This is a genomic window from Luteolibacter arcticus (assembly GCF_025950235.1).
Lineage (GTDB): Bacteria > Verrucomicrobiota > Verrucomicrobiia > Verrucomicrobiales > Akkermansiaceae > Haloferula > Haloferula arctica.
Window position 1 is genome coordinate 1 of sequence record NZ_JAPDDT010000033.1, and the last position, 12074, is coordinate 12074.

Consider the following 12074-nt stretch of genomic DNA (forward strand, 5'->3'; position numbering starts at 1 on the left):
CTTTCAAACCCTGCCAGGACCGGCTTTCCGTCTCTAATTTTCAACGAAATCGGCCTTAAGTAAGTGCCATTCGTCCCCGCTCCTTATGGGGTGAAGGGTTTCCGTGGGCCGGGTGAACTGCTTCGGCCGCACGCGGAGCGTGCGGACCACCATGGGGGTGTGGACCACTTCACTCTAAAAGAAGAAGCCCCTTCCGGGGAGAGGACCGGAAGGGGCTGCACCAATTGAATGAGAACCAGCACTCAAAACCCCGGGGAAGACCGGTCGGCTGATGGTCCCATGGTGGCAGGAATCATGCCGGGGGATATTACGCGATGACGTAGGGTGGCGGGGGTGAGGTTCAAGCTGGGCATGAACGGCGGAGGCGGCTGGTATCCTCGTCCTCGTTTCGACCCAGTGAAGATTGTTAGACGCCGCGGTGTGCTTCCGGCCCGGCTGGAATCCCCTCCGGGATTCCTTTCGGGTTCGTTGGGTCCGGTGGTCTCCGCCGCTGCGCGGCTGCGACCACCGGCTACTTGCTGGGATCCCTCCGGGATCGCGGGGATCGGAACAGAGGTTTTGCACGATGGGGCCAGGGTGGGGCGGGCTGGGTCGGTGGGTTCCGCGGTCCGCGGTGTTACCACCGCGCCTACGGAGATGGAGATGAGGGGCGGGCTACTGGAGGCCTAGTAGTTGGGCTCAGACAGCGCCGGCCAAGGTGCCGGAGGGGGATTCGCCGAAGAGGTTGGCGTAGTAGCCGGCGAAGCGGCCCATGTGGCGGAAGCCGCATTCGTGGGCGATGCCTTCGATGCTGAAGCGGGCGGCGTCGATGGTGCGGAGGCGGCCGCGGACGCGATGGAGGGCGAGGCAGCGGGCCCACTCGCGGGGGGTGAGGCCGTAGGCATCGAGGAAGTAGCGCTGGAGAGTGCGGCCGGTGGTGCCGGTGGCGGCGGCGAGGGCGGGGGCGTCGAAGGGTTTGTCGAGGTGCTGGAGGAGGTAGCGGTCGGCACGGCGGAGGACGTATTCGCGGTGGCGCCATTGGCGGGCGAGGGTGGTGAGCGAATCGTCGCCGGGGAGGTGGCAGACCAGGTCGGCGATGGCTCCGAGGATGGGCTCGACCAGCGGGGGGGTGGTGTCCGATCCGCGCATGGAGCGCTGGATGATGCGGTCGAGGACGAGCAGTTCTTCGCGCGGGACATTGAAGCGGGTGACGCCGTCGAGGGGTAGGTCGAGCTCGCGGCCGAGGCGTTCGCGGGCGTTGCGTTGCAGGGCGGCCTCGGTGAATTCGATGACGACCCACTGGCCTTGCGGCGCGGCGCGGTAGTTCAGCTCGCAGCCGGAGGGGTAGAACTGGAGTGTATCCATGCGGCACTCGAAGCCATTCACCCAGGTGGGTCCGGAGAGGTAGCGCATGTAGCCGAGGCTGTGGCGACCGGGCGGAAAGACGCCGAGCACGCGGGCGGGAAAGCTGTAGCAGCCGACATCGATGGAGAAGTCTCCGCACACCCAGCGGTCGTGCCGGACATCGCAGTCGGCACGGGTGAGGATGTAGTGCTCGAAGCTGCCGCCATGGACGATCTCCGCGAGGTGGTCGGGATCGAAGCCGGTCAGGTTCAGCGATTGCCGGATGATGGGAGGGTTCATGGCAGCACCGGTTTTCTCGCTCTGGTGCCGGTGGGCATCCTGGGCAGCCTAGACGAGAGGGGTTCTCGTGTGAAGCCGCGGATTGTCGTTTTTCGGATAGAATGCGGGCTTCCCTTCGGGAGGGCGGGTGGTGTATAAGGTCCACTTGCAGCGTGCCGTCCATCAACCTGTGAGTGACGAGTGGAAACTCGTCGGAGAATTGCTGGGGCGCTCTCGGGAAGCGGGTGGCGAGGAGGAATTGGTGGATGTGGATGCCGGTGCGGCGGAGGTGCGTTTGCGGCAACGGTTGGAGGTGCTGGCGGGGGACGTGGAAGTCTTCGAGCAAGGGTTGCGGGCATGGCGGAGGGTGGCGGGGGAAGGGCGGATGGGGGCCCGGATGGGGGCCGGGGATTTGTGAGGGGGGGTGGGTCTTGTGGTGAGGGCGGTGGGATGGAGGCTGGAGTCGTTGTTGGTGGTGGAGTTGAGTTTACCGCGGAGACGCAGAGGCCGCGGAGGGACGCAGAGGGAAAGGCAGTTCTGCAGTCCTGTCCCTTGATCGACAGATTCCGTGATGCATCCGGGGAGCTGGCGATTGTCGTTTTCCGGATAGGACGTGGACTTTCGCGTGGAGGGGAGGCGGGTTACTGGTCGGTCGCAATCGAATCCAAGGGTGCGGTGATCAAGGCATCGACGGCCGCCGAATTGGATTCATGCGATCGCATCCATGCTATTTTTCCCGGGGGGGAGAAACCAAGGGGCGGGCGCCGGGTCTCGGGGGGGAACCTGCGCTCGTCCCGATGGGTGGGGATGTGTTGTGGGGAGACGAACCGTGGAGGCGGGGACGACGTTTGGGTTGTCGCGGCGCGCACCCAGCCGGAACGACGAAGTCGATCCGCTACGAAGAGGAAGAGGCGGGATGGAAGCGCGGGAATCGCTTCGGGCTGTTCGAAAAGGCGGTCTTCTCCCTGCATTCGAAGGCTGCGGATGACCGCAGCGTCCGAGGGCGGCTGCGCCGCGTGGATGGGGCGGGGCGGTGGGCGTGAGGAGGGGGCGTTGTACCTTGGTGCAATACCCGTCGGGGGCGGGGGGTGTCAGAAAGCTTGGCGACGTAATCCCGACCACTTTCATGAAAACCGCAATCCTCTTTGGCTTCGCGTTCGCCGCGACTGCTTCTGCCCAATCTCCGCCCGACCGCAGCGTGCTCCCCATCGCAGAGCCGGAGCCGGAGTCGATCAGCACACTGGATGCGCGCGATGCGAAGGCACCGCCGCGCTTCGAGGTGAAGGCGCCGGACGGCGCGCCGAACGTGGTGATCGTGTTGATCGACGACATCGGCTTCGGCCATAGCTCGGCCTTCGGCGGGCCGATCAAGATGCCGACGCTTGAGAAGCTGGCGAACAACGGGGTGCGCTACAATCGTTTCCACACGACGGCGCTGTGCAGTCCGACGCGGACCGCGCTGCTCACGGGGCACAATCACCACGCGAATAATGCGGGCGCGATCATGGAGCTGGCGACCGCTTTCCCGGGCAATACCGGGGTGCGGCCGAAGGAGATCACGACGCTGGCGGAGATCCTGCGGCAGAACGGCTACAGCACGGGTGCCTTCGGCAAGTATCACGAGACGCCGCCGTGGGAGGTCTCGGTGTCGGGGCCCTTTGACCGCTGGCCGACGGGCTCTGGATTCGACAAGTTCTACGGCTTCATCGGCGGCGAGACGAACCAGTGGGCACCGGCGATCTTCGATGGAGTGGCACGCGCGGAGCCGGCGCTATCGCCGACCTACCACTTCACGGTGGATATGACGGACAAGGCCGTGCAGTGGGTGAGCGCGCAGAACTCGCTGACGCCGCAGAAGCCCTTCTACATGTACTTTGCGACCGGGGCGACGCATGCCCCGCACCATGCGCCGAAGGAGTGGATCGAGAAGTACAAGGGGCAGTTTAACAGCGGCTGGGACAAGCTGCGCGAGGAGACCTACGAGCGGCAGAAGAAGATGGGCATCATTCCCGCGGAGACGAAGCTGACGGCGCGGCCGAAGGAGATCCCGGCGTGGGACGGGATGAGCGCGGAGCAGAAGCGGCTCTTCGAGCGGCAGATGGAAACCTTCGCGGGCTTCGCGGAGCATACGGACCACGAGGTGGGCCGGTTGGTCGCGCAGCTCGAGAAGATCGGCGAGATGGAGAACACGCTGTTCTTCTACATCGTGGGTGACAATGGCTCGAGCGCGGAGGGCGGACCGGAGGGCACCTACAATGAGATGATGGCGCTCAATGGAATCATCGGCAAGGCGGACCAGATGATGGGCCACATCGACGAGTGGGGCGGCCCGACGACCTTCCCGCACTTCGCGATCGGCTGGGCATGGGCGGGGAACACGCCTTTCCAGTGGACGAAGCAGGTGGCCTCGCATTTCGGCGGGACGCGCAATGGCATGGTGATGCATTGGCCGAAGGGGATCAAGGCGAAGGGGGAGATCCGCAGTCAATTCCACCACGTCATCGATGTCGCACCGACGGCGCTGGAGGCTGCGAAGATCCCGGAGCCGAAGACGGTGAATGGGGTGAAGCAGCGGCCGATGGATGGGGTGCCGATGCTCTACTCGGCCGACGCGCCGAAGGCCGCCGATACGCGGAAGACGCAGTACTTCGAGATGTTTGGCAATCGTGGCATTTATCATGAGGGCTGGGTCGCTTGCACGCGGCACTCAATTCCCTGGGACATGGCAGCGAAGTCCCCCGCGCTGAAGGACGATGTGTGGGAACTCTACCATGTGGACGCGGATTTCAGCGAGGCGGAGAATCTTGCCGACAAGAACCCGGCCAAGCTCAAAGAGCTCCAGGCGGTGTTTGAGAAGGAGGCCATCCGCAATCATGTCTTCCCGATCGACGACCGCCGCGCCGAGCGCTTCAACCCCGCGATCGCCGGGCGGCCCGATTTGCTCGGCGGACGGAAGTCGCTGACGGTCTATCCGGGGATGATCGGGATGATGGAGAATGCCTTCATCAATGTGAAGGGCGTGCACCACACGATCGAGGCGGAGATCGAGATCAAGGACGACAAGACGCAAGGTGTGATCATCGCGCAGGCCGGCTACTTCGGTGGCTGGACGCTTTACCTGAAGGACGGAAAGCCGCACCACGAGTACAATTGGTTCGCGCTGGAGCGGACGAACATCGGCAGCGATGCGGCGCTGGCTCCGGGCAAGCATGTGATCGGGTATGAGTTCATTCCGGATTCGGCGAAGCCTGGGACCGGTGGCAAGTCGATCCTGAGCGTGGATGGGAAGAAGGTGGCGGAGGCGCAGATCCCGAAGACGCAGCCCTTTGCCTTCTCCGCGGATGAGGGGGCTGATGTGGGGATCGATGCGGAGACGAATGTCTCGCCGGATTACAAGCCGGGGCTGCCGAGTACCTTCACCGGGAAGATCGTGAAGGTGACGGTGGAGCAGAAGTAGGGTTTATCATTGTGCCCGTCGTCTGTCATGCGGACGGCGGGCATTGCTGTGGCTGTTGGGGGGAGGAGGACAGGATGGATGGATGGGATGGGATTGAACTCACTTCGGACTTCCCGAGGATTTCGATCCTATCCATCCCATCCACTGCTTGGTTCTTCTCTTCCTCTTCCGTGGCCGAGGTTCCACCGAGCCGGTCCGCTCCGAGCGCCATTAGGAAAACCCGGACAGAGGAATTCGGAACCGGGCCGACTACTTGGGCGCGGTGGCTTGCTCCTGGAGCTTGATGTCGATGGGGTGTCTCCGCTTGGCTTCGTCGCGCTTGAAGATGGGACCGACTTCGACGACGCAGTTCTCGCCATCGGCCTTGACCCAGGCGCAATCGGGTGCCGCCGGGCCTCTGTCGTGGGGGTAGTAGGCGCTGGCATTCTTCAGCGGCGCTTTCTTTCCATTGAGGCGTGGCCAGCCGAAGGTGACGTTTACCTTGGGGATGTTCGACGAGGGGATCTTCGCGGTGCTGTAAACCTCGACGAAGGCGGAGTGCTTTTCCCAGAAGGTGAAGTCATCGCCTTCGAAGCGAATGCTGCCGACCGGGTGGACCTTGCCGGTGCTGTCGGTGACGCGGCAGTGGAACCAGGTCTTGGCGGGGCTGTCTCCCTCGGCCTTCTCGGTCTCGCCTTTGACGATCTCGTAGGTGTAGGTGCCCTTGGTCCATGCGAAGGGACGGCGGACGCTGGCGAACTCGCCTTCGTAACCGGCGCTCTCGACGAGGCAATCCGGGCCGGCGGTGTGGACGTGTTCGAGGCCGATGGGGGTCTTCTGGTCCTTCGACCAACGGGAGAAGATCGCGCCCTTGCCGGGGTGGATGCGTTCGCGGGATTCCTTGGAGGCCCAGCCGTTGATATTGCTCTGGAGACCGCCGTAGAATTGCAGGCCATTGATGAAGCCGACGCCGACGGGGGCGATGTAGAGATTGTAGGTGGAGGGGACGTCGCGATCGATGGCGACGTCCATGGCGAGCGATTCGAAGTGCTCGGTCTTGCCGGTGAAGTCCCACCAGATATTGGCGACGTGCCATGGGGAACGCGGCAGCTTCACGCCAGCGGCTTCCGCCATTTCCTTCGGCGAAGGCTGGGCACAGGGATCCTCCTGGGCGCTCGCGAAGGCGGTGAGGGACGCGAGGGTGAGGAGGCAGATTTTTGGGAGCGAGAGCGGAGCGGTCGTCATCAGGCGTGGTGTGTGAGCCATGATCAAGCGACGGCGGCAGGAGTAATCTTTTAAGTATTTTCCTGAGGATTTTGGCGCAATGGAGTGCGCTGCCGACGGGGGCGGCTTACTGGCGCTGATCACGCCAGATGCCGGCGCCTGCGGAGGGCTAGGCCGAGTGTGCCCAGGCTGGCGAGCATGACGGCAGCCGGTTCCGGCACTGCTTGCAGGGCGATGTCGTTGCCGCCGGTCATGCTGTTGCTCGCGCTGTTGGCGAAGTAGCTGATCTTGTAATCCTGCCCGCCGATGTCGAAGACGGAGTCATTCGCGAGGCCGGTGAAGGTGCCGCTGATCGCATCCGTGCCGTCATTGGTGAGGATGAAGAGACGCTGCGTATCGAGCGGGGTGAAATTCACGACGATCTCCAGTGCTCCGGCGAGCGAGACCGAGCCGACTGCGTTGAGCTGATCGTAGCCGCTGCCAGCGGTGGCTGTGTTGGCGGCGAGTTGGAAGATGCTGCCGGCTTCCATGGTCACACTGCCCGTGGCGAGCGAGCCGGTGACCCCGGTGTCGCCGGGATTCAGCGTGCCGCCGCTTTTGACCGTCACGCTGCCGATCGCACCGCCGCCGGTCACGGTCGCGCCGCCATTCACGGTGAAGGCGCTGTTGGCCGCGGAGCCGGTTATGTTGATCGCTCCCTGATCGACGGTCGTAGTGCCGGAGTAGTCGTTCACGCCGAGCATGTCCATGATGCCGGCGCCGGTCTTTCGCACTGTGCCGGTGCCGCCGATGTCGGTGGAGACGGAGAAGTTGTTAGAACGGTTGAAGACGAGGGCGGCGTTGTTGGTCACCGCACCCGAGCCGAGCGCACCGGTGGTGCCGCCATTGCCGACCTGCAGCGTACCGGCCGAGATCGTGGTGCCGCCGGAGTAGCTGTTGTTTGCGCCCAGGATTGCGGTGCCCGCGCCGAACTTGGTCAGGCCGGAGGTGCCGGCCAGCGTCGAGTTCACCGTGGCGGTGTGGGAGGCATTGCCGACCGTCAGCGCCGGGGATGCGCCGCCTGCGCCATCGTAGTCGAGCAGGGTGACGGTGTTGTTCTGCAGCACGTAGCCGTTGGTATCGAACTGCAGTCCGCTGGTGGTGACGCCGCCGCTGGCCACGCTCACCGTTCCCACGGTGCCGCCGAAGACGGCGGTGTGTCCGTTCGCGATGGATGCATTCACCCAGTGCAGGAAGGTGGTGTTCGCGCTGTTAGAGAAACGGCTTTGCGTGGTCGTGTCCCAGGTGCCATTGCCACCGGTGCCGGCGGTCCTGCCATTGTTGTCCCAGGTGAGGTTCACCGAGCCGGTGCTGGTGAAGGCACCGGTTCCAAGGTCGGAGCGGGTGTCGTTCTGGGTGAAGTTGTCGAGGTTCGCGACGGCGGCCCGGTAGGCGGCGGTCGTCATGCCCGTGCGCGCCCCGGTGTAGTCGACGTTGTCGAAGTTGCCGGAGTCCAGGCTGAGGTCGGTGCCGGTGATCGCGTCGGGACGGAAGGATGCATTCGCGCTCGTGCCGCTGGTCACCCAACTCGTGTTCCCTGCGTTCAAGCCATAGAGCAGCGTTCGGCCGGTGAAGTTCGTGCCGCTCCCGAGCGCCGTGCCCTGGTAGGCGAAGATCTGGTCGCCATCGGCCGAGACCCCGCTCAGGCTGCCGCTCTTGGTTCCGGTGAAAGTGCCACCGTTCACCAGCGTGGTTCCCGAGTCCACCAGCCGGATGACGGTGCCCGCCGTTAGAGCGCTGTTGAAGGTGAGCGACATGTCGTGCTCATCGTTGAGCATGCTGGTGGTGGCATTCGTGAAGCTCCGGTCCGTGAAGCGGATCACCGTGCCGGAGGTGATATCCTTCCACAGCACGAATGAGAACGAGTCATCGGAATCCGTGGTCGCTCCCAGCACCTGTAGATCTCCCGCAGCCAGCGTCGTCTGTGCCGCAGCCGGGCCCATGGCCACGGCGGACAGCAGCAGCACGGCGGAGGTGTGAAATGCGATCGAGCGGGAAGGCGAACGCGGACGCGAGCAGGGGCGGTGAGGGGACATCGTGGAGACGAAGAAAGGCGGGAGGCGGGGGAGAAGCCGCGCATCCGTAGCCGTTGGCGGAGAACTCGCGCGATGGGCGAAGTGTGACCATTGTGCCACCCCGCGAAGAGCGCAGGATTTCGCGGCTCGTCCTGTTCCACGATTGTCACCGCATTTGCTTTCCCGCGCTGCGATGCGCTCGCCAGCGTCCGCGCCCTCCGCCCATGAAATCCCCCGGCTCGCGAGCTCCCTTCCTCCTCCTCACGCTCCTCCCCATCGCCGGCCTCCATGCTGCGGACCAGCTTGCGATCTGGTCGTTTTCCTCGCTCTCCGGTCTTTCCAGTGGCTCCGCCGTCGGGGCTACAGCGGAAGTCCTCACCGGCATTCCCGCCGTCATCATCCGGAACTCCGATATTCATAGTAGTGGCGCCACCGGCGTGGCCTACGCCGATCTCGCCGGCATCGCGCAGCCGGCCGGCAAGGCAATCGGCTGGTCGGATTTCAAGAAGAGCGGTCAGGCCGTGGATGGCCAGCTCGACATCGCCTTCAATGCCACCGGCCGCAGCTCTCTCGCGCTCCGCTTCGACTACAAGCACAGCAACGACAACGACGATGCGGAGAAGGAAATGCAGTGGCTCTACAGCACCAATGGCGGGAGTTCTTGGTCCTCCGCCACCAAGTTCACCATCACCGACAACAACACCTGGAAGACGAAGTCGATCACCTTGCCGGCGGCCTTGAATGGCCAGGCGAATGTCATCGTGCGCCTGGAGAAATGGGCTGCTGACTCCGACAGCACGGAGGTGAACAAGAGCCTCATCCTGGATAACATCGAACTCTCTGCCGGTGGCTCGACGCAGCCTCCCGGCCAGACGCCGGTGCTGGCGATCTCGTCCTCCTCGCTTTCCATCCCGCCGACCAATCCGGTCTCGCTCTGCTCCGCCCGCGGCGATACCGCGGATGCCGCGCTCACCGCGATTTCCATCTCGCCCTCCGATGGCGATACCGCGGATGCCAATCTCACCGCCACGGTCAGCAGCAGCCACCCGGCCGTGGCCACCGCGAGCCTCACCCCGCAGACCACCGGTGGCCAGGTGACATGGGCGCTCACGCTGCAGCCACTCGGCACCGGCTACACCACCCTCACCGTCACGGTGGCCGATCCGCAGGGAAATAACACCACCTACGTGGTGAACTACGCGGTCTCGGCGCCATCCTCCACGCCAGCAACGTCCCGCTATCATGCCGGTGCCTCGGACGCTTCCTCCGCCATCGCGCTCGATGCGGACTGGATGCTGGTTGCCAATGACGAGGACCAGACCCTGCGCCTCTACCCGCGCGGCCAGTCCGACCAACCGGCCAAGACCTTCGATCTGAACGCCAATCTCGGCCTCGCGAAGGAAGCCGACTTCGAGGCCACCATCCGCTTTGGCAATCGCCTCTACTTCCTCGGCTCCCACGGGAATGACAAGGAGGGCAACACCGAGCCCACCCGGAACATGTGCTGCTCGTATGATGTGTCCGGAACGGGCGCTGCCACCGCGCTCACCTACGTGAACAAATTCACCGGCCTGAAGAACAACCTGATCTCGTGGGACAATGCCAATGGCCACGGTCTCGGTGCCGCCGCGCTCCGGCTCTCCGCCTCCGCCCAGTCCGGCGTGCTGCCGACCGATCCGGAAGGTCTGAATATCGAGGCCGCCACGCTCCGCGGGAGTGATGTTCTGTTAGGCTTTCGTGCGCCGCTTCAGAATACCTCGCAGCGGAACAGGGCCCTGGTCATTCCGATCACGAATTTCCGCACCGTGGTGGATGCCGGGTCGGGTACCATGCAATTCGGCGCGCCGGTGTTTCTCGATCTCGGTGGTCGCGCGATCCGCAGCATGGCGACGCTGCCGTCCGGGGCGATCCTCATCCTCGCCGGCCCGGTGGGCGAAAGCGCATCGCTCTCGCCCGCCTTCAGTTTCTACCGCTGGGATGGCAATGCGGCCTCGGCGCCGGTTCGCGTCAGTTCCTCGCTCGATGCCGCGGCAGCGAATGGCGGTGGCAGTCCCGAGGCTATCGTCGATCCGCCGGCGGAGCTCACTCCCGGCAGCCAGGTGCAGGTGCTGCAGGACAATGGCACCACGGTTTTTTATAACGATGGCATCGTCGGCAAGGACCTCGCCACGCGTGCCTTCGCGAAGTCCCGCAGCGATCTGCTGACCATCGGCGCTGAGCGCATCGTCACCACCCTGGTGGATGAGAACAACGTGATCCCCGGCACGGGGAGTTCCTTGCGGGAAGTGGTGAATACGGCGGGCTTCGGCGATACCATCACCTTCGCTCCCGCGCTCTCCGGCACCACGATCACCTTGCTGCACGGTCCGCTGGCGCTCGATGGCGTGGGTTCTATCTCCGCCAGCGCGTTGCCCGGCGGCATCACGGTCTCGGGGAATCACGCCAGCCGTGTCTTCGACATCGCCGCGGGCGTGCCGGTCTCGCTTGCCGGGCTGAATCTCATCGATGGCACTGCCACCGGCAGTGGCGGGATCCTGCTCAATGGCGGTGGCGATGTCAGCATCACCGGCTGCACCTTCGCCGGTGGCGACGCGGGCACCGATGGCGGTGCGATCGCGCAAAGCGGCGGCAGCCTGGAGCTTGCGAATGTCACTCTCTCCAACAACCATGCCGCCAACCGCGGCGGGGCGATCCATCTCACCGGTGGCTCGCTGGTGCTCGATCATGTCACCGCCGCGGGGAACTCCGCTACGGTGAACGGTGCGGGGCTCTCGATCGTCTCTGGCACTGCGGAGGTGCGGAATTCGATCCTCACCGGAAACACCGGTCCTACCCAGGTGGCTGGTGCCTTCACCGGTAGCCACAATCTCACCTCGGGCGATCCGCGCTTGGCCCCGCTCGCCTCCTATGGCGGCGCCACACCGGTGATGCCGCCGCTGCCGGGATCACCCGCGATCGATGCCGCCGGCAGTTCATTGCTTGCGCTCGATCAGCGCGGACTGCCGCGCACGCTCGGCGGTCTGCCCGATGCCGGTGCTTGTGAATCCTTCGCCCTGCTCGGACTCGCTCTCACCGACTCGGATCATGATGGCATCGACGACCGTCTCGAGCCGGCCCTCGGCCTGAATGTCGGCACCGATGACGCCACCAGGGACAGCGACGGCGATGGCCAGACCGACGCCGAGGAGATCGCCGACATGACCGATCCTGCCAACCCGGCCTCGCGGCTCGCCATCTCCGGCTTCGTGCAAGTGGCCAACGAAGAAGGCACCGGTTTGCCCGTTTACTCATTCAGCTTTCCCACCTTCCCTGGGCTGGAGTATGAGCTTGAGACCTCCACGGCGTTGGATGTGTTCACGCCCGTTGACGGCTCCGGCTTTACTGCGACGGGGTATCTCAAGACCGTGCAGGTCCCGCTCGCTGCCGGTAAGGGCTTCGTTCGGGTGGTGAGGAAGTGATGTTGCTGGGTGCGGAGCATCTTGTGAAATTTCGTGTCGTCGGTTTCGCTCGGTTCGTGGTTCTCCACCTACGCCGTGTTGGTGACGACGGATGCACCCGGTGCTTCCCCGCAGCAGGGCTGCTGGCATCGAGCGACCGCAGGGCTGCGCGCAGTCCGGGTCTCCGACGACTGGCGCGGGCCCGGCTTGGTGTGCGGGGCAACTGGTCCTTCCGGGCGGAATGAATTCCAATGCCTTTAAGCATCTGTTAGATCGAGGGTGATCTTCTTCACCAGCGGGATCGAGGTCGGGTGGCGGATC

Annotated in this window: 6 protein-coding genes; 3 read left to right on the top strand and 3 right to left on the bottom strand. The window is 64.5% G+C overall.

Features of this window, described 5'->3' with window-relative positions; all coding sequences use genetic code 11:
* Positions 1 to 678 precede the first annotated feature (678 nt).
* Positions 679 to 1623, bottom strand: a complete 945-nt coding sequence (locus OKA05_RS29115; RefSeq protein WP_264490752.1) for an AraC family transcriptional regulator — start codon at positions 1621 to 1623, stop codon at positions 679 to 681.
* 169 nt (positions 1624 to 1792) lie between these two features.
* Between OKA05_RS29115 and OKA05_RS29120 the strand changes: the two genes are divergently transcribed.
* Positions 1793 to 2020 carry a hypothetical protein gene (locus tag OKA05_RS29120; protein WP_264490753.1) on the top strand — a complete coding sequence of 76 codons (228 nt, stop codon included), beginning with the start codon at positions 1793 to 1795 and terminating at the stop codon, positions 2018 to 2020.
* Positions 2021 to 2728: 708 nt separating this feature from the next.
* Complete coding sequence (locus OKA05_RS29125) at positions 2729 to 5059, top strand: arylsulfatase (protein ID WP_264490754.1); 2331 nt, start codon at positions 2729 to 2731, stop codon at positions 5057 to 5059.
* A gap of 249 nt (positions 5060 to 5308) precedes the next feature.
* Here OKA05_RS29125 and OKA05_RS29130 read toward each other — a convergent pair whose 3' ends face one another.
* Entirely contained in the window at positions 5309 to 6283 is a 975-nt protein-coding gene (locus OKA05_RS29130) for a DUF3472 domain-containing protein (RefSeq protein ID WP_264490755.1), read from the bottom strand.
* Between the two features lie 119 nt (positions 6284 to 6402).
* Entirely contained in the window at positions 6403 to 8337 is a 1935-nt protein-coding gene (locus OKA05_RS29135; protein WP_264490756.1) for a beta strand repeat-containing protein, read from the bottom strand.
* A 203-nt stretch (positions 8338 to 8540) separates the two neighbouring features.
* Here OKA05_RS29135 and OKA05_RS29140 point away from each other — a divergent pair, with 203 nt between their 5' ends.
* A complete protein-coding gene (locus OKA05_RS29140) occupies positions 8541 to 11774 on the top strand; it encodes a DUF3616 domain-containing protein (RefSeq protein WP_264490757.1) in 3234 nt (1077 codons plus the stop codon).
* The last annotated feature ends 300 nt before the right edge of the window (positions 11775 to 12074 follow it).

Bases quoted from the DNA above. Each gene is read 5' to 3' on its own strand.
- OKA05_RS29115 (WP_264490752.1), bottom strand. From the start codon at position 1,623: ATGAACCCTCCCATCATCCGGCAATCGCTGAACCTGACCGGCTTCGAT.
- OKA05_RS29125 (WP_264490754.1), top strand. From the start codon at position 2,729: ATGAAAACCGCAATCCTCTTTGGCTTCGCGTTCGCCGCGACTGCTTCT.
- OKA05_RS29130 (WP_264490755.1), bottom strand. From the start codon at position 6,283: ATGACGACCGCTCCGCTCTCGCTCCCAAAAATCTGCCTCCTCACCCTC.
- OKA05_RS29135 (WP_264490756.1), bottom strand. From the start codon at position 8,337: ATGTCCCCTCACCGCCCCTGCTCGCGTCCGCGTTCGCCTTCCCGCTCG.
- OKA05_RS29140 (WP_264490757.1), top strand. From the start codon at position 8,541: ATGAAATCCCCCGGCTCGCGAGCTCCCTTCCTCCTCCTCACGCTCCTC.